Annotated in this window: 23 protein-coding genes; 20 read left to right on the forward strand and 3 right to left on the reverse strand. The window is 43.0% G+C overall.

Features of this window, described 5'->3' with window-relative positions; genetic code table 11:
* Nucleotides 1–66: 66 nt before the first annotated feature.
* The 18 genes from ATB78_RS05220 to ATB78_RS05305 all read left to right on the forward strand — a co-directional run bounded on the left by ATB78_RS05220 (nucleotide 67) and on the right by ATB78_RS05305 (nucleotide 17,456).
* Nucleotides 67–1,503: a hypothetical protein gene (locus tag ATB78_RS05220; RefSeq protein WP_061008005.1), complete on the forward strand. Its 1,437-nt coding sequence runs from the start codon at nucleotides 67–69 to the stop codon at nucleotides 1,501–1,503.
* Between the two features lie 104 nt (nucleotides 1,504–1,607).
* A complete protein-coding gene (locus ATB78_RS05225; RefSeq protein WP_061008006.1) occupies nucleotides 1,608–2,264 on the forward strand; it encodes an ABC transporter ATP-binding protein in 657 nt (218 codons plus the stop codon).
* A 67-nt stretch (nucleotides 2,265–2,331) separates the two neighbouring features.
* A complete protein-coding gene (locus ATB78_RS05230) occupies nucleotides 2,332–4,062 on the forward strand; it encodes an SLC13 family permease (RefSeq protein ID WP_061008007.1) in 1,731 nt (576 codons plus the stop codon).
* Nucleotides 4,063–4,101: 39 nt separating this feature from the next.
* Nucleotides 4,102–5,016: a sulfate adenylyltransferase subunit CysD gene (cysD, locus tag ATB78_RS05235; RefSeq protein ID WP_061008008.1), complete on the forward strand. Its 915-nt coding sequence runs from the start codon at nucleotides 4,102–4,104 to the stop codon at nucleotides 5,014–5,016.
* A gap of 1 nt (nucleotide 5,017) precedes the next feature.
* Nucleotides 5,018–5,710, forward strand: coding sequence for an adenylyl-sulfate kinase (gene cysC / locus ATB78_RS05240; RefSeq protein ID WP_061008009.1), 693 nt, complete (start codon nucleotides 5,018–5,020; stop codon nucleotides 5,708–5,710).
* Nucleotides 5,700–6,662 (forward strand): hypothetical protein, encoded by a 963-nt coding sequence (locus tag ATB78_RS05245; protein WP_061008010.1) that lies wholly within the window; start codon nucleotides 5,700–5,702, stop codon nucleotides 6,660–6,662. The genes cysC and ATB78_RS05245 overlap by 11 nt, the downstream gene beginning before the upstream one ends.
* 51 nt (nucleotides 6,663–6,713) lie before the next feature.
* Nucleotides 6,714–8,123, forward strand: a complete 1,410-nt coding sequence (gene cysN, locus ATB78_RS05250; RefSeq protein WP_061008011.1) for a sulfate adenylyltransferase subunit CysN — start codon at nucleotides 6,714–6,716, stop codon at nucleotides 8,121–8,123.
* A gap of 94 nt (nucleotides 8,124–8,217) precedes the next feature.
* On the forward strand, nucleotides 8,218–9,288 hold the full coding sequence (gene wecA / locus ATB78_RS05255; protein WP_061008012.1) for a UDP-N-acetylglucosamine--undecaprenyl-phosphate N-acetylglucosaminephosphotransferase: 1,071 nt from the start codon (nucleotides 8,218–8,220) through the stop codon (nucleotides 9,286–9,288).
* Nucleotides 9,289–9,322: 34 nt separating this feature from the next.
* On the forward strand, nucleotides 9,323–9,775 hold the full coding sequence (gene rfaH / locus ATB78_RS05260) for a transcription/translation regulatory transformer protein RfaH (protein WP_061008013.1): 453 nt from the start codon (nucleotides 9,323–9,325) through the stop codon (nucleotides 9,773–9,775).
* 57 nt (nucleotides 9,776–9,832) lie between these two features.
* The gene (locus ATB78_RS05265) at nucleotides 9,833–10,282 is read left to right on the forward strand and encodes a DUF3291 domain-containing protein (protein ID WP_061008014.1); all 450 of its coding nucleotides are present in this window, start codon (nucleotides 9,833–9,835) and stop codon (nucleotides 10,280–10,282) included.
* Nucleotides 10,283–10,285: 3 nt separating this feature from the next.
* Entirely contained in the window at nucleotides 10,286–10,633 is a 348-nt protein-coding gene (locus ATB78_RS05270) for a hypothetical protein (protein ID WP_061008015.1), read from the forward strand.
* Nucleotides 10,634–10,804: 171 nt separating this feature from the next.
* The gene (locus ATB78_RS05275) at nucleotides 10,805–11,041 is read left to right on the forward strand and encodes a hypothetical protein (protein WP_020195642.1); all 237 of its coding nucleotides are present in this window, start codon (nucleotides 10,805–10,807) and stop codon (nucleotides 11,039–11,041) included.
* A gap of 160 nt (nucleotides 11,042–11,201) precedes the next feature.
* The gene (locus ATB78_RS05280; RefSeq protein WP_009707066.1) at nucleotides 11,202–12,749 is read left to right on the forward strand and encodes an arylsulfatase; all 1,548 of its coding nucleotides are present in this window, start codon (nucleotides 11,202–11,204) and stop codon (nucleotides 12,747–12,749) included.
* Between the two features lie 171 nt (nucleotides 12,750–12,920).
* Nucleotides 12,921–13,133: a hypothetical protein gene (locus ATB78_RS05285; protein ID WP_061008016.1), complete on the forward strand. Its 213-nt coding sequence runs from the start codon at nucleotides 12,921–12,923 to the stop codon at nucleotides 13,131–13,133.
* Nucleotides 13,130–13,645 carry a hypothetical protein gene (locus tag ATB78_RS05290; protein ID WP_061008017.1) on the forward strand — a complete coding sequence of 172 codons (516 nt, stop codon included), beginning with the start codon at nucleotides 13,130–13,132 and terminating at the stop codon, nucleotides 13,643–13,645. Before ATB78_RS05285 ends, ATB78_RS05290 begins: the two co-directional genes overlap by 4 nt.
* Before the next feature lie 349 nt (nucleotides 13,646–13,994).
* Nucleotides 13,995–15,488, forward strand: a complete 1,494-nt coding sequence (ascF, locus tag ATB78_RS05295) for a PTS cellobiose/arbutin/salicin transporter subunit IIBC (protein WP_045413890.1) — start codon at nucleotides 13,995–13,997, stop codon at nucleotides 15,486–15,488.
* 63 nt (nucleotides 15,489–15,551) lie between these two features.
* Nucleotides 15,552–16,979, forward strand: coding sequence for a 6-phospho-beta-glucosidase (locus ATB78_RS05300; protein ID WP_061008018.1), 1,428 nt, complete (start codon nucleotides 15,552–15,554; stop codon nucleotides 16,977–16,979).
* A 141-nt stretch (nucleotides 16,980–17,120) separates the two neighbouring features.
* Nucleotides 17,121–17,456: a zinc ribbon domain-containing protein YjdM gene (locus tag ATB78_RS05305; protein WP_005426222.1), complete on the forward strand. Its 336-nt coding sequence runs from the start codon at nucleotides 17,121–17,123 to the stop codon at nucleotides 17,454–17,456.
* 74 nt (nucleotides 17,457–17,530) lie between these two features.
* Here the strand turns inward: ATB78_RS05305 and ATB78_RS05310 are convergent, their stop codons facing one another.
* Complete coding sequence (locus ATB78_RS05310) at nucleotides 17,531–18,217, reverse strand: Crp/Fnr family transcriptional regulator (protein WP_061008019.1); 687 nt, start codon at nucleotides 18,215–18,217, stop codon at nucleotides 17,531–17,533.
* Nucleotides 18,218–18,429: 212 nt separating this feature from the next.
* Between ATB78_RS05310 and ATB78_RS05315 the strand changes: the two genes are divergently transcribed.
* Both ATB78_RS05315 and ATB78_RS05320 read left to right on the forward strand, forming a co-directional pair.
* Nucleotides 18,430–19,236 (forward strand): class I SAM-dependent methyltransferase, encoded by an 807-nt coding sequence (locus ATB78_RS05315; protein ID WP_061008020.1) that lies wholly within the window; start codon nucleotides 18,430–18,432, stop codon nucleotides 19,234–19,236.
* Nucleotides 19,237–19,239: 3 nt separating this feature from the next.
* Nucleotides 19,240–19,563 (forward strand): cupin domain-containing protein, encoded by a 324-nt coding sequence (locus ATB78_RS05320; protein ID WP_061008021.1) that lies wholly within the window; start codon nucleotides 19,240–19,242, stop codon nucleotides 19,561–19,563.
* A gap of 80 nt (nucleotides 19,564–19,643) precedes the next feature.
* On the opposite strand, the gene ATB78_RS05325 is transcribed toward ATB78_RS05320, so the two are convergent.
* Nucleotides 19,644–20,513, reverse strand: coding sequence for a nickel transporter (locus tag ATB78_RS05325; RefSeq protein WP_061008022.1), 870 nt, complete (start codon nucleotides 20,511–20,513; stop codon nucleotides 19,644–19,646).
* A complete protein-coding gene (locus tag ATB78_RS05330) occupies nucleotides 20,513–21,178 on the reverse strand; it encodes a DUF1007 family protein (protein WP_080642250.1) in 666 nt (221 codons plus the stop codon). The genes ATB78_RS05325 and ATB78_RS05330 overlap by 1 nt, the downstream gene beginning before the upstream one ends.
* Nucleotides 21,179–21,254 lie beyond the last annotated feature (76 nt).

A 21,254-nucleotide genomic window follows, 5' to 3' on the forward strand; every position in this document is an offset into this window, starting at 1 on the left:
AATAGACAGTAACAAATTTGCCTACTATACGTTTATTCAAGTTGATGAACATATAGGGGTAGATACATGACAAGGTATTCGAGCATAGTTTTACTCTCTATAGTGTTGATTTCTGGATGTAATTCTGGAGGGGGCAGCCAAGAGGATAGCCCTGCACCTATATTGTTATCGAGTGAATATTCGCGAGAGAATCCTAGAAATACGAGTGAACGTTGGTACGAAGATAACAACTTAGGGCAAAGCGGAGGTGCTCCTATCGATTTTCTTTCTCGTATGTCTGTTCCTGATAGCTGGAAGACATCACGAGAGGTCATGCATGTTTTTTATTTACGTAGCGCTACCTATAAAAAACACCTGCAGAACAATGACGCACTTTTAACTGAGATGGCGGTGCTGTTTGAACAGCATAATATTGCATTGGCCATCGATGATACATCGGCAACCTGGGCAAACGCTCCTCATCGTAACGCAGATCTTACATTTCAATCATCTATCGAGATGATCAGTCATTTAAAATCTTCTGGCTTTAACCTTCGGTATGTGAGCTTACAAAGTGTGCTTTCAAAGCCACTTAAGAATGCTAATGGTGAGGTGCTTGATTATAGCGATGAGCAACGGTTTCAAGACGTTTTAGCTTATCTAGATAGTGTAAAACCTGTTTACCCTGAAGTGAGTATCGGGATTATTGATGCGTTACCTGCAAGAGCAAGCAGCAAAGAATATCAAGATACCTATCGTAACTTACTGACGTATCTTAACAGTGCGAATCAAGCTATTGATTACCTTCATTTAGATCTACCCATAAATGTTATTGAAAGTCGTGCCAACAATTTGAGCTATGAAAACGTTGTTGACATTCAAAACTATGTCAAGAGCGTCTTGGGGCTTAAATTTGGATTGTTTGTTACCGACCGACAAGGGGGAGTAATGAGCAGTGATGAGTTTTCTCAACGGGTTTTAAAAGGAATTGACAACTTTGTTTTGGCTGGCGTAAACCCTGATACATATGTTCTGTCTGCTTGGTTTCGGTTCCCACAGTATTCAGCACCGGATGATACGACGCTTGCCTCACCCACTCAGTTGAGTACGTTTCGTGCCTTGGACCAACGTTTGAATTATCTAGGTGACTTTAACGTTAAGCTGTGCATCTACGATGTTATGCGCACTCAAGAGAATGGTGCTGCTGACTATGAGTTTATGGGATATAACCTAAGCGACGGGAGAAAGGAGTGGCTGTTTCGAAGTGCTTGCTTTCCAAACGAAGGGTTAAAGCCACTTTATTATTGTTCTAACGGGGAGGATGACGCTTTTATCTCTGAATATGAACACTGTGAAAATAACAGCGTCTCGCCAGCGCTCTTAGTTGGCTATGTCAACGAAACCAGTTCAAATATGACCGCACCAATTTATCGGTGTGAATTAAATCATCGATTTATTATTACTTCTTCAAGAAGTGAATGTGGTGACAATCCTACAGTTTCAATTCTTGGATATTCATATTAAATTACTGTAGTTATAAATACTCTAATTACAATTTTGTCTTCTTATCTTAACGAATTCCTACTTAATAATTCGACTGTTGTCTAATTTAATTGCAAAGAATAAAAATGATAACATTAAATAAATTAACAAAATATTATCCGTCAGATCTAGGTAAACAATATGTTTTCGAAAATTTAAACTTTACTTTCCCTGCCGGGAGTAATATCGCCTTATTAGGCTCCAACGGTGCCGGTAAGTCTACGTTATTTCGGATTTTAGCGGGGAGTGAATATCCCAATAAAGGTAAAGTATTCTCTGACCGAGCCATTTCTTGGCCAGTTGCCTTAGCGACGGGTATTCATCCACAGATGACTGGACGTGAGAATACGCGTTTTATTGGCCGAGTTAACGGCGTGGCTGATTTAGATGCCTTTGAAGAAAAGGTCAAAGAGTTCGCTGAACTCGGCGTGAAATATGACTTACCAGTCAAAACGTATTCAAGCGGTATGCGAGCAAGATTGGCTTTCGGTTGTTGTATATCAATCGACTTCGATGTGTATTTGATTGATGAAGCGACATCTGTTGGTGATGCGAAATTTCGTCAAAAAGCAAAACAGGCTCTACTAGGAAAAAGTCAAACGGCCAGTTTGATCATGGTTAGCCATGATATGAAAGAGATTCGAGAGTTTTGCGACAGTGCCGTTATTCTTCATCAGGGAGCACTCACTTTCTACAACGATCTAGAGCAAGCAATTTCGGTTTATCGCAATTTAGACGATTAATTTTCCTATCTATTGGAATTATTTTCTCAATTCCAACGCATCTATATCTAGAATAGAGAAATCCATCATGGATAACTTTTCTGCTTTATTTGTTATTACTTTATTTTTTTTAACGATTGTTGGCTTAATACGTTACCAATCGCAACCTGAGCGTGTGTTTGGGGTTTTATTACTTACTTTGTATTGCACGAACATGGTTACCACAGAGCAAGTTATTAGCAGCTTTGCAAACAAAGGATTACTTACTCTTCTTCTTCTTATGGTTTGCTCAATTGCCCTAGAAAAAACCAAACTGCTTCGTCAAGTCGCGGCATTTGTGGTTAAACCGAATTACGGCGCAACTTGGCTAAGATTATATGGCTTAACGGTTTTATCATCGGCTTTTCTTAACAATACCGCTGTTGTTTCAACAATGCTGGCTCCAATAAGAAACAACCGACATCATGCCGCGAGTAAGTTGTTATTACCTCTTTCATATGCTGCGATTTTAGGTGGAACACTGACTTTGATAGGCACATCTACCAACCTTATCGTAAACAGTATGGTTTTAGATGTAGGCTTAGAGCCTCTCGGTTTCTTTGACTTTACGTTGGTGGGCGGTTGCTTAGTATTAGGAAGTGGTGCATTGCTTTATGTGCTTTGTCAGTTTCTACCTAACAACGCAACTACAAAAACAGTGGCTTCAGATTATTTTACTGATGCGAAAGTTTTGGCATCTTCGTCACTCGTTGGACGAACGATAGAGGAAAATGGGCTTCGTAATCTTGAAGCACTTTTCTTAGTCGAGATTTTACGACAGGGAAGATTGATTTCTCCGGTCTCACCACAAGAGATTATTGAGGAAGACGATCGCTTACTCTTTAGTGGCGATATCAAAAAAGTCACATTACTGAATCAATACGATGGATTGAGTTTATTTGCCTACGAAAATGGACTGCCAATTCAAAACCTAACAGAAGTTGTTATACGTCCCGAAAGTCTATTGGCTGGGAAAACGCTGAAACAAATCGGCTTTCGTGCGCTTTTCGATGCTGCTGTTGTCGCAGTAAAACGAGATGGTAAATCGATATCTGGAAAATTAGGGGATATCGAGCTGAGCCCGGGTGACTATCTCATGCTGGCAGTTGGCAAAGATTTCCATACGAGGCACAACCTTAGCAAAAACTTCTACTTTATTAGTGGTGTGGAGACTGAGCACCTTTTAACGGGGTATAAAGCATGCTTGGCAACGTTCGGCTTCTTCTCCACGATACTATTAGCAGCATTAGAGATCGTGCCATTGTTCCAAGGAATGTTGCTGTTGCTTGGGGCGTTACTCCTTACTCAGTGTCTCTATGCCAATGAAGTCATAGCTAGATTGCCTCGCCAAATCTGGCTAATCATTGCTTCTGCGTTGTTGTTGTCTCAAGCCTTATCCAATACTCAAGCGCTAGATATGTTTAGCTCTTGGATAACGACACATCAAGAGGGCATAAGTCCAATATTAGGCCTGATTATGGTCTACGTGTGTACGTGGCTTATCACTGAGCTCGTTACGAATAATGCTGCTGCCGCTTTGATGTTTCCTATTGCCTATGGCATGTCGGTCAGCCTAGATAGCAATTTACACAGTTTTATATTGGCGGTCGCTTTTGGCGCGAGTGCTAGCTTTATTAGCCCTTACGGCTATCAAACGAACTTGATGGTCTACAGTGCAGGGAATTATACCCTGTCTGACTTCGTCAAAGTCGGCCTACCTATGAGTTTGCTTTACGGTTTTATTGTTATAACCGCGATTGTTCATTTTTATGGGGTGTGACGCTGTCATCCTCACTATGTTTACAAGGATAATTTTAGAATGACTATTTCTCCAGAGCGCATGACGCACTTAAAACAGCTTGAAGCTGAATCTATCCACATTATGCGTGAAGTGGCTGCAGAGTTTGACAATCCAGTGATGCTTTACTCTGTGGGTAAAGATTCTTCAGTAATGCTGCACTTAGCAAAAAAAGCGTTTGCACCAGGTATTCCTCCATTCCCTTTGATGCACGTCGATACGACTTGGAAATTCAAAGAGATGATTGAGTTTCGTGATTACATGGCGAAAAAGCTAGGGATGAAGCTGATTGTGCATCAAAACCCTGAGGGGTTAGCTATGAACATTAATCCTTTTGTTCACGGTAGCTCTATGCATACGGACATCATGAAAACGCAAGGGCTTAAGCAGGCTTTAGATAAGTATGGTTTTGATGCTGCCTTTGGTGGTGCTCGTCGAGATGAGGAAAAATCGCGTGCGAAAGAACGTGTGTACTCATTCCGCGATGAACACCACCGCTGGGACCCTAAAAATCAACGACCGGAGTTATGGAATATTTATAACGGAAAGGTGCATAAAGGGGAGAGCATTCGAGTATTTCCGCTATCTAACTGGACTGAGTTGGACATTTGGCAATACATCTACTTAGAAAACATTGAGATTCCAACGCTGTACCTTTCAAAGCCTCGTCCAGTCGTTGAGCGTGATGGCATGTTACTCATGGTCGATGATGAAAGAATGGAGCTAAACGAAGGCGAGAAAGTGGAAGAGAAAATGGTTCGCTTCCGTACTTTGGGTTGTTATCCACTAACAGGCGCGGTGGAATCAGAAGCAACGACTTTGCCTGAGATTATTCAAGAAATGCTACTGACTACGACGTCAGAACGCCAAGGCCGTGCGATTGACCATGATAGTTCTGGCTCGATGGAAAAGAAAAAGCGTGAAGGTTACTTCTAGTATGTCATCTCCTTACGAATATAAAACAAATGAGTCAGTCAGTGACGACGTGGTTTGGCACAACACAACCGTGACCCATCAAGATCGTATTTATCTTAAACAACAGAAGCCGGTAGTTTTGTGGTTCACAGGTCTTAGCGGCTCTGGTAAATCGACGGTTGCCAATGCTGTTGAGAGTAAACTACTTAGTATTGGCAAACATAGCTATCTACTTGATGGTGACAATGTTCGCCATGGACTCAATAAAGATCTAGGTTTTAGTGATAAAGATAGAGAGGAGAACATTCGTCGTATCGGTGAAGTCGCTAAGTTGTTTGTTGATTCTGGCTGTATCGTATTAACTGCGTTTATTTCTCCTTTCATTGCTGATCGAGCTCAAGCGCGAGAGCTGCTAGCAGAGGGGCAGTTCTTGGAGGTGTTTATTGATACGCCGCTTGAGATTTGTGAACAGCGAGATCCAAAAGGTCTATACAAAAAAGCCCGTGCAGGCGAGATAGAACACTTTACTGGTATTGATTCTGTTTATGAAGCTCCATCAGCCCCTGATATTCATGTCAAAACCGCAGACTTAACTATTGAGGCGTGTGCAGAATATATCGTTGAGCAGTTGATTCACAAAGGTTACTTCAAATTGCATTCTGGAGCAGAAGCAGGAGCAGAAGCAGAAGCAGGAGCAAGTACGCATGCATTATGATGTTTTTAATGGTGATGCAGACGGCATTGCTGCGTTAATACAACTTCGTATGGCTGAGCCGAAGCAAAGTGAGTTGATTACGGGTGTTAAGCGCGACATCAAATTACTTGAACAAGTAGCACAAAGGGAAGTTGTTGAGTCGGTTACCGTGTTGGATATTTCAATGGAGAAAAACCTCTCACCATTGAATGCCCTTTTAGAACAAGGTATCGAAGTGTTCTACTGCGATCATCATCGTACTGGAGATGCGCCTGAATCGTCGCAGTTAACTCAGGTTATTAACTTAGATTCGGAAGTGTGCACAAGTCTACTAATAAATGAGCACTTAAAAGGTCAATTTGCGAAATGGGCAGTAGTTGGTGCATTTGGTGACAACTTATTTAAGCCAGCTCAAGATCTTGCGGAAAGCTTATCATTGCCTCAAGACGACATTGAGTTTTTAAAAGAGCTTGGCACACTAATCAATTACAATGGCTACGGTTCTAGCCTAGATGATTTATACATAGAGCCTGCTCAGTTGTATAAACAGTTATTAGCGTACCCATGCCCCCTGATGCTGCGTGACGATTACTCTTCGCCATACTATGAGCTGAAGGTGGGCCACTTCAATGATTATGCCAACGTAAGCAAACTGAAACCTATAGAAGAAAACGAAGTTAGCCGCATTTACGAACTACCAAATGAAGCGTGGGCACGAAGAATTAGCGGCGTCTTTAGCAATGATTTAGCTAATGAAATCCCAAGTAAAGCACATGCGGTACTTACGATGAATCCAGCGGGGGCCGATTACACTGTGAGTGTTCGAGCTCCTTTAGAGAACAGAACTGGTGCGGACGAGGTTTGCATTGCCTTTCCTACAGGTGGCGGAAGAAAAGCAGCAGCTGGAATCAATAAGCTACCTTTATCAAGCAAAAACCATTTCATCGAAGCTCTCAACAATTTCTACAAATAATATTAGGGCGTGGCTAAAAACAAGCCGCGCTTTACTTTAAAGGATCCTATTATGTCTCACTCTTCTGAGTTAATCGCAACTGATATCGAAGCGTACCTAAATGTTCATGAAAATAAAGACCTTCTACGCTTTTTGACTTGTGGCAACGTTGACGATGGAAAATCAACGTTAATTGGAAGACTGCTTTTTGATAGTAAGCTTATTTACGAAGACCAAATGGCTGCGATTGAGAAAGACTCTCAAAAATTTAATACAACAGATGAAGCCTTTGACCTAGCATTGCTTGTTGACGGTCTTCAATCTGAGCGTGAACAAGGCATTACTATCGACGTGGCTTACCGCTACTTTTCAACAGATAAACGAAAGTTCATCATCGCAGATACTCCGGGGCATGAGCAGTACACTCGAAACATGGTTACGGGGGCGTCAACGTGTGACCTCGCGATTGTGATGGTTGATGCTCGCCATGGCATTCAGACTCAAACTCGTCGACATAGTTATATTTGTAGTTTGCTAGGAATTAAACACATTATTGTTGCTATCAACAAAATGGACTTAATGGATTACAGCCAAGAGGTTTACCAAAAAATTAAAGCCGATTATCGTGAAATGGCAAATAGCTTTTCAATTGACGATATTCGCTTTGTGCCTATTTCAGCTTTGAAAGGGGATAATGTGGTAACACCAAGCGAGCATATGGATTGGTATCCTGGTGCAACCTTGATGAAACTTCTGGAGACGGTGAAGGTATCTCAAGACAAGAATCTTGATCAAATGCGTTTCCCTGTGCAATACGTAAATCGTCCTAACTTAAACTTCCGTGGTTTTTGCGGAACGCTGGCATCCGGTGTTATTCGTGTCGGTGATGAGGTGACCGCATTACCATCAGGCAAGCGCTCACGAGTTAAGTCGATTTTCACCTTTGATGGTGAATTGAACCAAGCGCAACCTGGCCAAGCTATTACGATTACTTTAGAGGACGAAATTGATGTCTCTCGTGGTGATATGTTAGTGCATGAAGGTCACGAGCCTGCTGTCGTGAACCAGTTGGAAGCACACATTGTTTGGATGGATGAAGCTCCTTTACGCACACATAAAGAGTATGTCTTTAAGTTTGCTACTAAATCTTGCTTTGGTAAGGTGAAAAACCTTCTGCACAAAGTCGATGTAAATACACTTGATAAACACGCAGAAGATGCAGACTCCCTTGCTTTAAATGAGATTGCGTTAAGTAACATCAAGTTGACTGACAAAGTGGCTGTGGATGAGTATCAAGCTCTGCCGCAAACTGGCTCTTTCATCATTATCGACCGTCATTCAAATGTGACAGTGGGTGCAGGTATGGTAAGCAGCGTTGATTCTGATAATGAAGAGGCTACACGTCAGTACTCGGTTGCAGAGCAAGAGCTGAATGCGTACATCCGTAAACATTACCCTGAATGGGGATGTGTGGAAATTTAAGCTAAACACTTTTCAAGTAAAACTTAGAGCAGGCGAAATCGCTTGCTCTTTTTTTGTTCATTTTTTTATAGTTCCATTCTCTAGGTAGGTTAAATTGATACCTCTTATTTTTTCCTTTATAGCATCCGCTTTTTTTATATGGAGCTTTAGTTATGTTTTTCGCTATCTTGGTTTAGTTGATAAACCTAATGAAAGAAAGAAGCACCAAGGTGAAATACCTTTAGTTGGTGGGATTTCAATTTATTCTACTCTGTGTTCTTTATTCTTGTTTGGTTTTATCGAAATACCCAATCAAGAAACCTATTTAGTAAGTTGTGGAGTTCTTGTTTTACTAGGAATTATAGACGATAAATTTGATCTTAATGCTAGTATACGATTAATAGTTATTGCAGTACTGCCAGTATGGCTTGTCTTCTCTGAAAATATTTTATTTGAAGACCTTGGAGACCTATATGGTTTTGGGGATGTTTACCTACAATCATCATCAATATTATTTACCGTGATCGCGGTGATTGCTTCTATAGTGTCGTTAAATATGCTCGATGGTTCAGATGGTGTACTTGGAACGGTAACATCTATATTAATGTTGTCTTTGTCATATTTGTTTTTTATCCGAAATGAAGAGCTATTATTAGAACTATGCTTAATTGTTGTGGCTGCAATTATTCCATTTATGATAGTTAATTTATTTTCATTACCGCCATTTAAAACTAAAGTATTTATGGGAGAAGCAGGCAGTACTTTGCTCGGTTTTACTTTAATTTGGCTTCTGCTTCATGCTACACAGGCGTCTCTATCTTCTTCTAGTCAAGTGATGATAAAACCATCTAACGCATTATGGCTAATGGGTTTACCAATTATGGATATGGCCGCAGTGATTCTACGACGTTGTACAAACAAATGCTCTCCTTTTAAAGCAGACCGAACTCACATACACCATCTTTGTCTTGATTTAGGTTTCAACTCTTGGCAAACACTGTTATTTATTTCGAGCATGGCTTTTTGTTTTTCTATCATCGCAATGTGGGCTGAGGTTAATGGCATAAGAGAAAGTGTTATGTTATTTAGCTTTGTTTTCTTGTTTGTCATCTATTACCAGTTAGTTTGTAAAGTTGATTTCTTTATTAAATCAAAAGATTTAAATGATTACGATGTTATTAATTAGAGTTTTTAATTAACTTAATGTAAAAGAACAAAAAATGAAACGATGGTTTTTAATTTACTGTAAAAGGAATGAACAGAAACGGGCATATCAAAATCTCACAAATCAGAAAGTTGAGTGCTTTTATCCTAAAATTCTAGTTAGCAGCTTCTCTGATGGAAAAGCGAAAAAATCAGAAATGCCTATATGTCCATCATATATGTTTGTGAGATTTGATGATGAGCATGGAAAAATGTTCTCTGCAATAAGATCAACCCGTGGTGTTGTCGACTTTATAAGATTTGGATCTTACCCTAAGGAAGTTCCTGCGGCTTTAATTCTCGCACTGAAAAACATTTGTTCACACGAGGGCGCAAGTATCGAGGGTGAAAATGAAGGCAAGGAAAAACACGGTTTGTACAGTTACTGCGACAAGCTTGGCGCTATTGTAAGAGAGAACAATGTAGAGCACAGAGAAATGATGTTTGTACGTATGCTATCTGAATCTTGATTTTAAGCTTGTCGAGCTAATATTCCAAAGATTCAGTCAACGATCAGGGAGGATCAAATGAAGCTTGCTCAATTGAATATTGCGTTGTCAAAGTATCCGCTGGATGCACCGGAGATAAAAGATTTCGTCGACAATCTCGACTTGGTAAATGGCATAGCGGAGCAAAGTGAAGGCTTTGTTTGGCGGCTCAAAGACGAATCCGGTGATGCCACCAGCATTAAGCTATTCGATGACCCAAATATGATCGTCAATATGTCGGTGTGGGATAACGTGGATGCGCTGAAGAACTTTATGTTCCGGACCCATCATCGTGATTTTATGCGTCGCAAAGGGGAGTGGTTTCATCGCTTGGCTGAAGATACCTACGTATTGTGGTGGGTTGAAGACAATCATCAGCCCACGCTTGAGGAAGCTTTAGAAAGGTTAAAACATCTGCGTGAAAACGGAGACACACCATACGCGTTTACCTTTAAAACCAACTTTACTGCTAAGGATTTGGGTGAGTAAGCCATGAACCAAGATGGTAAAAAGCAACTGAGCGGTCATCGGCGTAAATCAGCTTCGAGTTTTTGGAAAGTCGTAGGTTTCGCCTTTCTGCCTATTGTCATCGGCTATCAAGTCTTATGGAGTCGATACTTTGCCAACGCTTCTCAAGAGTTTTGGACAAATGGGATGTATCACAACGCATTGCTTGTTAAGTTAAGCAGCGAGTTGCTTATGTATTTGTTTATGCTGTGGTATTTAATGTTCAAGACGTCTTCTAAATATACGATAAGCAAGCCCGTTGTGAATAGTATTTTCCTTATTATCATTCTTTATACCAGTTACGGATTATTAATAGAGTTATATTCAATATAACTTTTAGTTTTTAAATAATTTGTTTTCTTATATCTATCCAAATTGGAAAGGTCATATTTCCTTGTCTGTTTTTTATTATCTCTACTACTATGAAAATGAAGTTTGAGTAGAAACGTTCTCAAATTATTAGAAGTAAAATATTTTAGAAAAAGATTAAGAGAGAGGGTATTTATGAAAAGACTGATAATCCTAAGTCTCGCAATTTGTTTTGGCAACGCAGCTGTCGCGGGTGAAGGCACATACACTGGTACGATTGATATGACGATGCCAGAAGGCAATCAAGTACAGTATGAGCGTGTTCAACCAGAAATGACGCTCAAAGGTCGCAATGACTCACGCGCTGGTGGCTCAGTGACCCGAAGCGAAGTCGATGAGTCTCAGCCAATTGAATTGCGAGGCCGTAGTTAACCCTTCGTTGTATATTCAATAAAGGTGGTTGTTTAAATAAAACCACCTTTACTCTTCCTAATTAAATAATGTTCTTGTGCTCTATAGAAAGTGAATACGCTTCTTTTTATTTAAATACTCATTAATTCACTCAACCAAGAACCATTATAGAAATAATATTATGAAGATAAATAAATCTACACTAACGCTTGCGATGGTGGCCGCCACATCATCGGTTGCAGCCCATGCGGCCTCTAAACCTAACATGCTGGTTATTTTTGGGGACGATGTCGGTTACGGCAATATTTCTGCATACAACCAAGGTATGTTGGGTTACGAGACGCCAAATATTGACCGTATTGCTCAAGAGGGCGCTTTATTTACCACTTACTATGCACAACAATCTTGTACCGCAGGACGCAGTACATTTATTACAGGTCAGATGCCAGCTCGTACTGGTTTGACGAAAGTAGGTCTACCTGGTGCGGCGCAAGGCATGCAAATGCAAGATATCACCATGGCAACAGCGCTAAAAGACATGGGCTATGCCACGGGGCAATTTGGTAAAAACCATTTAGGCGACAAAGACGACATGTTGCCAACTAATCATGGCTTTGATGAGTTCATGGGGAACCTGTACCACCTAAATGCGGAGGAAGAACCAGAAAACCCAGACTATCCGAAAGATCCCGAGTTTCGTAAGAACTTTGGCCCGCGTGGTGTGATTCACTCTTATGCGGATGGCAAGATTGAAGATACAGGGCCGCTGACTCGCAAACGTATGGAAACGGTCGATGAAGAAACCCTTGATGCCGCGATGAACTTCATGGAGCGTCAGGTCAAAGCCGATAAACCATTCTTCTTATGGTACAACGCAACGCGCATGCACATCAGCACTCACGTGAAAGCGGAGCACCGTACAACAGGGCTTGGCGAATACGCAGACGGTATGGTTGAGCACGACAACATGGTGGGGGATTTGCTCGATAAGCTCGATGACTTGAAGATTGCGGATAACACCATTGTGATTTACACCACGGATAATGGCCCAATGAATGCGACGTGGCCAGATGCGGCATTTAGCCCATTCCGTGGCGAGAAGAACACCGGTTGGGAAGGGGGCTTCCGAGTACCAGCAATGATTCGTTGGCCTGGTCATATACAGCCAAACACCAAGCTGAACGACATGTTCGCGAGTGAAGACTGGTTCCCAACGCTACTATCCATTGCAGGTAATGACACCATCAAGCAGGATTTGTTGAAAGGATATAAATCGTCTTCTGCTGATCAGACATACAAAAACCACCTTGATGGCTACAACCAAGTTGATTTTATTACGGGTAAAACAGACAAGTCAGCGCGTGATGAGTTCTTCTATTGGTCTGATGATGGTGAGCTGCTTGCTATGCGTGACAAACGATTCAAGATGCACTTCAAGATCCAAGAACACGAAGGCTGGGATGTCTGGACCAAAGAGCTGACTAACTTGCGTTTACCAATGATCTTCGACCTTCAAGTCGATCCACTTGAGAAAGGCGATCAAGGCTTTGGCTACAAGAAATGGCAGTTTGAGCATGTGTTCTTGTTGGTTCCTGCTCAACAGAAAGTCGCAGAGATGTTGAAGTCATTTAAAGAGTTCCCTCCACGACAAGAGATCCCAAGCTTCTCAGTCGACAAAGTCATGGAGCAAATGACCAACCTTCGTAAGTTGGAAGAAGCGAAAAGCTAGCAATCACCTCTACTAAAGCAAAGCCAGAGCATGACTCTGGCTTTTTTGGTTCCAAACTTAACGTTTTATAAATGTCACTTGCTCTATTTATTGAAAAATGACATGTTACGAGCTTCATTGATAAGCAACCTTTTGATTAAAGGTGTGAGAAGTTCACGATAGGGAAATGAGATGGATATCGTTGTAGGAATGATCATGACTGCAATTATCGTAGTCGGTTGGGCCTTACCTTTTATGTTAATTACCACCTCTCGACAAACGGGAAGACCTGAAAAAGTCTTATGGGTTTGTGCGTTGTTGTTTTTGTCGTGGTTCTGCTGGGTTATTTATTTGCTTGTTGCACCACTCAAACCGATTCAAGAAGAGGATTGGGAGAGGAAATGAGCTATCTCTTGTCATTCATGCGTTTCCTCAATCCTAATTACACCAAAACACACCTCTATTTGGTGACGTTAATCTTACTCTCCATTGTTGGTCTGATCGTCTATCAAGTTAACTCAGAGCCAGCAGAGGAAGAGGTTAAGTACTATAAAGGAACGGTCACACACGCATCAGGTGGTGTGGTGGTTTTTGATGTCCCGCCTGAAGGATTTATTGTCTCGTCTGGCAGCTATTACGATCTGGAAATCCACCCGAATGGATTGATTGTGGAAGCACTGGCTGACTCTGGCACCGCAGGCGGATTGCTCAATCAAGAGGTGAAGTTTGGTGTGATCTTCGCAACAGGCAGACATGTTGCTGCGCCCTATAAATTGGTTTATCTAGAGCAAAATCGACAGGTAATCCTTTCTCTGGAAGAGGGCTTGGATAGCCGTTTTAGTTGGCTCCATCTGTGCTTGACTGTATTTGCGCTACTCGCATTGATGTTACGCGTTAGTCGCATGACATTTCATTAGTTCTCGTTTGAACCCATCTCACATTTATCTGCTTAATCCTCACTAATGATGGTTTCTTGCTCATATGCAACATCATTAGCTTCATCAATGAAATAGCGGATCAGATTTACGTCTTTGAGAACGTGAATCATGTTTAGATTTCGCTGTTTCATTCATCTTGCAGTGGATTCCAGCCATTATCCCACTTTGAACTTGTTCTCCGAATACGCGGTTTATTTACCGATAGTTACCAGTAACATGTTACCGGTAACTTGGTTGTTGTGTTCGATTTAGTTGATTCTCATTTGAAGGTTCGCAGCAAGAAAACAACCTCCCTACAGGTTGATGAATAATAATTGGAGTGAGAAAGATGGCGAAAGATTACGGCATCATTGCTCGTTCAGTACTAGAGAAGCTGGGCGGTGCAGAAAACGTAGTGGCACTAACACACTGCATGACGCGATTGCGTTTTGTATTAAGCGATGAAAGTAAGATAGATGCAGAAGCACTGAAGGGTATCAAAGGCGTGATGGGCGTGGTTCACAATGGTGACAAATGTCAGGTCATTATTGGCAATAACGTCTCTTATGCGTACAAAGAAGTGATGGCGCTGTGCAACCTTTCTTCATCAGAATCGAGTGAACCAGAGAAAAAGGTCAAGCTCACTCCAAAAGTGATTGGCGCTAAGATCCTTGATGCATTAGTCGGCACGATGTCGCCACTGATTCCAGCGATCATCGGTGGCTCAATGGTGAAGCTGCTGGCTATGGTTCTTAAGATGACAGGCTTGCTTGATGATGATTCTTCAACACTGATCATCCTCAATGCGATTGGCGACGGTGCGTTCTTCTTCCTACCTGTTATGGTTGCCGCGTCTGCTTCAATTAAATTCAAAACCAACATGTCACTGTCCATTGCGATTGCGGGCGTGTTGATTCACCCGAACTTCATGGAGTTGATGGCGCAAGCGGCTGATGGTAAGCACGTTGACTTCTTCAGCATTCCAATCACTTCGGTGAAATACACATACACCGTTATTCCTGTGTTGGTGATGACTTGGGCGCTGTCTTACATCGAACGTTGGGTTGATAGCATCACACCTGCAGTAACGAAGAACTTCCTAAAACCGATGCTGATCGTATTGATTGCAGCACCGCTAGCCATTGTTTTGATTGGTCCACTAGGTATTTGGATTGGTACTGCGCTTTCAGCATTGGTTTACACCATTCACAGCACACTAGGTTGGTTGTCGGTTGCGATCATGGGCGCACTTTGGCCACTATTGGTTCTGACAGGTATGCACCGCGTATTTACACCGACCATCATTCAAACTATTGCTGAGACTGGCCGTGAAGGCATGGTTATGCCATCGGAAATTGGTGCCAACATCGGCATGGGTGGCGCTTGTCTTGCGGTTGCATGGAAAACTAAAAACCGCGAATTGAAACAAACCGCGAGTGCGGCGGGTGCGTCTGCTATTTTTGCGGGTATCTCAGAGCCTGCGCTTTACGGCGTGCTTGTTCGTCTGAAGCGACCGCTTATCGCGACCATGATTACTGGTTTCATCGTGGGTGCACTTGCTGGCATGGCAGGGCTAGCGAGCCACTCAATGGCAGCACCTAGCTTGTTCACCAGTGTGCAGTTCTTTGATGTGAACGACCCGATGAGTATCGCTTGGGTATTTGGTCTGATTGCTCTGTCGATTGTGCTTTCTTTTGCTCTGACTTTAATCCTTGGTTTTGAGGACATCCCGAACGATGAAGACGAAGAAGGCGAAGCTATTGCAAACAAAGACGTCGCAAATAAAGAAAAAGCCGAAGAACAAGAAACGGTGTTAGAGCCTGCAAAACCAGCTTCCGCATAATCAAGATTTGAATAATTGATAGAGCCGCCTTTGCTGGTGGCTCTATGTTAAGAGGTAAATAAGATGTCTAAATCTGTGTTTCCAGAAAACTTCCTATGGGGTGGGGCAATCGCAGCAAATCAATCTGAGGGTGGATACCGAGAAGGTGGCAAAGGGCTGACGACTGTGGATATGATCCCTTATGGTGAGAACCGAATGCCAATCAAACTCGGCCTTGTCGATTCAGTGGAATTGAGTGAAGAAGAGTTCTACCCAAGCCATCAAGCCATCGACTTTTATCACCGTTATAAAGAAGATATCGCGCTTATAGCCGAGATGGGTTTTAAGACCTTTCGCATGTCGATCGCATGGAGTCGAATCTTCCCGAAAGGCGATGAACTAGAGCCAAACCAAGCAGGCATTGATTTCTACCGCAGCGTATTTGAAGAGTGCCACAAGTACGGTATTGAGCCGCTTGTCACACTGTGCCATTTCGATGTGCCAATGCATCTAGTGAACGAGTATGGCTCTTGGCGAAACCGAAAGATGATTGGTTTTTTTGAACGCTACGCAAGAACCTGTTTCGAAGCTTTTGATGGGCTAGTGAAATACTGGCTGACGTTCAATGAAATCAACATCCTTCTGCATAGCCCATTCTCTGGCGCGGGTTTGTTGTTCCAAAAGGGTGAAAACCGCGACCAAGTGAAATATCAAGCCGCGCACCATGAGCTTGTTGCTAGCGCGCTGGTGACTAAGATTGCTCATGAGATCAATCCAGAAAACCAAGTAGGTTGTATGCTCGCAGGGGGGAACTTCTACCCATACACCTGCAAGCCGGAAGATGTGTTCACCGCGATGCAAAAAGATCGTGAGAACCTGTTCTTTATTGATGTTCAATCTCGTGGCTATTACCCATCTTACGCACAAAAAGTGTTTGATGAAAAAGGCGTGAAGCTGGAGATTCTTGAAGAAGATTACGAGACGCTGAAACATACAGTCGATTTCATCTCATTCAGTTACTACGCCTCACGTTGTGCATCGGCAGAGATGAATGCCAATAACACCAGTGAAGCCAACGTCGTGAAGTCGATTAGGAACCCGCATTTACCTGCCAGCGATTGGGGGTGGGTGATTGACCCGCTTGGCCTGCGTATTACTATGAACACCCTTTATGATCGCTACCAAAAGCCATTGTTCTTAGTAGAAAACGGTCTGGGTGCAAAAGATGTACCGGATGAAAATGGCGAAGTACAAGATGATTACCGTATTGATTATCTGCGCCAACACGTAGAAGCCATGGCCGATGCGATCACCGATGGCGTTCCGCTGATGGGCTTTACACCGTGGGGTTGTATCGACTTGGTTGCGGCATCAACGGGGGAGATGAGCAAGCGCTATGGCTTTATCTACGTGGACAGAGACAACCTAGGCAACGGTACGTTAAACCGCACACCGAAGAAGTCTTTCCACTGGTATAAGCGTGTCATCGCATCCAACGGTACAGAGCTTTAATCAAACAGAAATACGCCCTTATCTTAAATGCCTTTCCAAAGAGGGAAGGCTAAGTTGTGAGGGCGTTTTTTGACAAATCTACTCGATAAGGTGAGCAATACCCTTTACCATAACGGCAAATTCATTAGCTCGTAATTACTTATGTCTCTACCTCCTTGCCCAAACTGTAACTCAGAATACGTTTATCCAGACCAAGACCATCTTGTTTGCCCAGAGTGTGCTTACGAGTGGAACCCAACTCAGGCGGCAGACGAAGATGCCGTAAACGTGAAAGATGCCAACGGCACGTTGCTGCAAGAAGGTGATAAGGTCACGTTAGCGAAAGACTTAAAAGTAAAAGGCAGTTCGTTGGTACTTAAGATCGGCACCAAAGCGGTGATTCGTCGCATTAAAGACGGCAAAGATCATCAGCTAGATTGCAAAGTTGATGGCGCTGGCGAGATGATGGTGACGGCGCAGTTTGTGAAAAAGGCGTAAGACCTGCATTGGGATATCGCTTTCAGAAATAATAAAAAACAGCTCACTAGGAGCTGTTTTTTGTTTTAGGGCTCTTAAGCTAAATCTCGCTGGAATATTTCTGGAGCTAACTCCACCGCTTCGCACATGGCGGGAATGTCTAGCAGCGTGATATGACTGTCGCACTCAGTAATAAAACCATCGTTTTTCAGTTTTTTGAACGTTCTAGAAAGTGTTTCTGGCGTCATCCCTAGCTGTGTTGCAAGCAGCTTTTTCGTCACGGGTAACGTGATTTCCCCTTCGCTTCTCGATTGAGCTCGATAGAAGTCAGCCAGCTTCATCACCAGTCTTTGGTTCGCGTTTACTTGCGTCAAAATGTTCACGGTATCCATCAGCTGGTGGATGCGATTGGTCATGTAGTTCATGACTTTTAATGAAGTTTGCTGAGATTGCGTAAACACCGTTAACACATCTTGGTAGTGGAACACAGACAACTCCGTATCCTGATCGACACGGGCACTCATCGGGTAGGTTCTTGGAGACATAAACATCGCCATTTCCGCAATCATTTCTCCCGCCATGAACACTCTAAACAGCTTTTCGTCGCCGTTTGGCATCAAACGAAACAGCGAGACTTTTCCTCTCTCTACCAAATACATATTTTCCGCAGGTTCCCCACGTTCAAACAGTTGATGTCCTGCATCGCAATGCAAAGGCGAGCGTTTTGAAAAGAGTTGCGTTTTTTCTTCTTCGTTAAGGAGCGAAACAATAGAGCCGGGCACGCTGTTTTCCTTAGCTTGATAATTATCAAGCAGCAAATTCGGAATTGGGGGATAAGATACAAATAATAATCATTATTGATTGATGTGCCAACTTATCCAACTTGAGAAAGGAGAACAGTTATGGACGGTATTAGCCACGTATTTCGATGGGTTGCCTTGTGCGGTCTGGTCGTTCTTTTTGTTCCCGTCGCCATCTTTGCTTAGGAGTCATTATGTCTAAACGATTAGCGATGCCCAATGAAGGGCGAGAAGTGACAAAAACACCGGGACACTGGGTACTCGCTCAACTGGGTAAGAAAGTACTGCGTCCTGGTGGCAAAGAGTTAACACAAAAAATGCTACAAGGGTTGGCGATTACGCGTGATGACCGCGTTGTCGAATTCGCGCCCGGTATGGGTTACACGGCACGTTTGTGCTTGGAAAAATCCCCTGCAAGCTACACCGCTATCGAACAAAATGAGCAGGCAGCCGAGATTGTTCGCTCTTACTTACAGGGTGTAAATCAACGTTGTCATGTCGGGAATGCCCAAGAGACAGGGTTAGAGCCAGAATGCGCTTCAGTGGTTTATGGCGAAGCTATGCTGACGATGCAATCCGATACGCGTAAAAACGAAATTATTGCTGAGGCAGCTCGAATCCTCGCGACTCATGGGCGTTACGGTATCCATGAGTTATGCATTACGCCAGATACTATCGATGAAGATAAAAAGCGCGCGATTCAAAGAGAAGTTTCCGAGACCATTCAACACCCCGCAAAACCCATCACACCTGCAGAGTGGAAAGCTCTGATGGAAGAGAATGGTTTTGTCGTTGAATTTGAAGCTGTTGCTCCAATGCATTTACTCGAACCAAAACGCGTTATCGCCGATGAAGGCTTGAGTGGGTTCTTAAAAATCGTGAAAAACGTACTGACTAAACCGCAAGCGAGAAAGCGTGTGTTAGGCATGCGAAAGATTTTCCGCAAACACGAAAAGAACCTATCTGCGATAACGCTTGTCGCAAGAAAGAAGGAAAGCTAAATCATGTTTGAATACACCTTATATGAAGATCTCGCCAGCGAAGTGGATATCCCCAAAGCAGGTATCACGAGTTGTCCTGTGTACAAAAGTGAGCGTTTGCGAGGTGTTATCTTCGGGTTCGCCGAAGGTGAAGAAATGAGCGAGCATACTGCAGCAGTACCAGCGATTGCACAAGTACTCGAAGGAGAATGTACGTTCACGTTAGAAGAAGAGGCGAAGGAACTAAAAGCTGGCGCTTGGTTGCTAATGGACGCGCATTTGCCTCACAGTATTATCGCGAAAACGCCATTGAAGCTGATGCTGTACCTGTTGCGCGAGCCTAAGTAACACGCAGTATTGAAATACAAACCAATGTAAATTTAGCCCCAACCAAGTGTTGGGGCTTTTGCGTTTATTGCTGTCGGTACTTATCTGACGAAGTTCTGCAATCCCGCCACGCTGGCAAAGTTATAGAGAATAAAACCCGATGCCACCATAGTAACTGCCAAAACAAGGTTAAGCGTATCGCTCAAGTTGGCATTAGGTTTGGCGCTGTGGTTTTTCATTTGGCGTTGAATCGTTAAAGCGTTGAACACCAATATCGAGTTGGTCATTGCCGTTCCTAAAGCCATCACGAATGTCGCGACCATGCCCCACATTAAGCTGCCTAACATGTTAGAGAGAAACAGAACCAGCACCGCGCCAGTACAAGGGCGAAAGCCAATAAACAGCAGTGCTTTCCATGAAATATTGCCATTAGAATCTGCGGAATCATCATCTTTTTGAGAGGGTGTTTGCTTGATGCGGCGTTTAACCACCGACGCAAACTCTTTCAAAGCCAATAAGATAATAAACACTGCACAACCTTGCGTCAGCAGACGAACATTATCGGAAAGGCTGAAAGCAAACTGCTCTGCAATCTTGGCGGTAATCACGAAAAGAATGCACGCGCTCGCGGCTTGTAATGCGGCAATAATCGCCACCAAAACAAGCGCTTGTCGACGACGGTAGCCATGAATAAGGCTCATTGATGTCACTGCCGTTTTACCGTGCCCAGGCGCAACCGAATGCAGCAAACCATACAGAAAGCTAAACCCCAACAAGTACCAACCATACAACAGTTGCCCTTGGCTGATGAGCATCAGGTATTCACTGAGCGAGTTTACCGTGTCACGTTGAAGCCGAATCAACTGCATCCAGTAAGCAGGGAAGTGATTCCAAATATGCAGAGTAATGGCTAACAGCACCACGCTAAATACAGCGAACAGGGCACGTTTGAAGACTGACGAGTTTCCCATTAGTTCTCCTCCGGATCACAGGTGAAGAGGGCTTTTTGGGTAAATAACTGGCCGAGTTCGTTATCTGGATCTGCATCAACAGAGAGTGACATCGCGTAAGTCACTTGCTCTGGTGTTGGGTTTGGTTCAACCACGTCGATATGACAACGATCAGCGTAAGGCTCATTGATGGTGATGGCATGCTTGTGCTCCCAACTCATATCTACGAAGTAGCTCGGATCAAAGATAAGCAGACGCAGATCAGGCGTGTAGATACTGGTGGGTTTAGCGAGTTCAAGATTGAACTTCAATGTTGCTTTTGCGCCATTCATCTCGATAGACCCTTCTTCTACCATCTTGTAGCGAATCGGTTCATCGTCGGCATAAAAGTAGGTGAAGTAATGGCTTGATAACAGGTTGTAAATCACCTGACTAGAGAGTGTCGAAAGTACTTCATCTCGATTTTCGTCGGTGAGCTTCTCTCCCGCGAGCATGTAAGCCGTGGTCATGGCGTCAAACTCCCAGTTCATTGAGAGTGATTGAATCTTATCTTCTTTGATATTGATTTTGGTTTCCATTGTCACCCAAGAATGAGGGTGGGCGTGGACAAAACAAGAAAACAGCAGTGAGAAAGCAGTAAGAGTTAGGCGTAATCTAGAAAGAGAAAACGATCCAAAAATGGACATCCGATTACCTATGATTAAAATGATGCGAAATTGCCGATTGTTATAACATAACATTAATGACATTTGAACATTGTTC

Source organism: Vibrio sp. CUB2, from assembly GCF_001557945.1.
Classification (GTDB): Bacteria; Pseudomonadota; Gammaproteobacteria; order Enterobacterales; family Vibrionaceae; genus Vibrio; species Vibrio owensii.

Bases quoted from the DNA above. Each gene is read 5' to 3' on its own strand.
- ATB78_RS05220 (WP_061008005.1), top strand. From the start codon at position 67: ATGACAAGGTATTCGAGCATAGTTTTACTCTCTATAGTGTTGATTTCT.
- ATB78_RS05225 (WP_061008006.1), top strand. From the start codon at position 1,608: ATGATAACATTAAATAAATTAACAAAATATTATCCGTCAGATCTAGGT.
- ATB78_RS05230 (WP_061008007.1), top strand. From the start codon at position 2,332: ATGGATAACTTTTCTGCTTTATTTGTTATTACTTTATTTTTTTTAACG.
- cysD (WP_061008008.1), top strand. From the start codon at position 4,102: ATGACTATTTCTCCAGAGCGCATGACGCACTTAAAACAGCTTGAAGCT.
- cysC (WP_061008009.1), top strand. From the start codon at position 5,018: ATGTCATCTCCTTACGAATATAAAACAAATGAGTCAGTCAGTGACGAC.
- ATB78_RS05245 (WP_061008010.1), top strand. From the start codon at position 5,700: ATGCATTATGATGTTTTTAATGGTGATGCAGACGGCATTGCTGCGTTA.
- cysN (WP_061008011.1), top strand. From the start codon at position 6,714: ATGTCTCACTCTTCTGAGTTAATCGCAACTGATATCGAAGCGTACCTA.
- rfaH (WP_061008013.1), top strand. From the start codon at position 9,323: ATGAAACGATGGTTTTTAATTTACTGTAAAAGGAATGAACAGAAACGG.
- ATB78_RS05265 (WP_061008014.1), top strand. From the start codon at position 9,833: ATGAAGCTTGCTCAATTGAATATTGCGTTGTCAAAGTATCCGCTGGAT.
- ATB78_RS05270 (WP_061008015.1), top strand. From the start codon at position 10,286: ATGAACCAAGATGGTAAAAAGCAACTGAGCGGTCATCGGCGTAAATCA.
- ATB78_RS05275 (WP_020195642.1), top strand. From the start codon at position 10,805: ATGAAAAGACTGATAATCCTAAGTCTCGCAATTTGTTTTGGCAACGCA.
- ATB78_RS05280 (WP_009707066.1), top strand. From the start codon at position 11,202: ATGAAGATAAATAAATCTACACTAACGCTTGCGATGGTGGCCGCCACA.
- ATB78_RS05285 (WP_061008016.1), top strand. From the start codon at position 12,921: ATGGATATCGTTGTAGGAATGATCATGACTGCAATTATCGTAGTCGGT.
- ATB78_RS05290 (WP_061008017.1), top strand. From the start codon at position 13,130: ATGAGCTATCTCTTGTCATTCATGCGTTTCCTCAATCCTAATTACACC.
- ascF (WP_045413890.1), top strand. From the start codon at position 13,995: ATGGCGAAAGATTACGGCATCATTGCTCGTTCAGTACTAGAGAAGCTG.
- ATB78_RS05300 (WP_061008018.1), top strand. From the start codon at position 15,552: ATGTCTAAATCTGTGTTTCCAGAAAACTTCCTATGGGGTGGGGCAATC.
- ATB78_RS05305 (WP_005426222.1), top strand. From the start codon at position 17,121: ATGTCTCTACCTCCTTGCCCAAACTGTAACTCAGAATACGTTTATCCA.
- ATB78_RS05315 (WP_061008020.1), top strand. From the start codon at position 18,430: ATGTCTAAACGATTAGCGATGCCCAATGAAGGGCGAGAAGTGACAAAA.
- ATB78_RS05320 (WP_061008021.1), top strand. From the start codon at position 19,240: ATGTTTGAATACACCTTATATGAAGATCTCGCCAGCGAAGTGGATATC.
- ATB78_RS05325 (WP_061008022.1), bottom strand. From the start codon at position 20,513: ATGGGAAACTCGTCAGTCTTCAAACGTGCCCTGTTCGCTGTATTTAGC.
- ATB78_RS05330 (WP_080642250.1), bottom strand. From the start codon at position 21,178: ATGTCCATTTTTGGATCGTTTTCTCTTTCTAGATTACGCCTAACTCTT.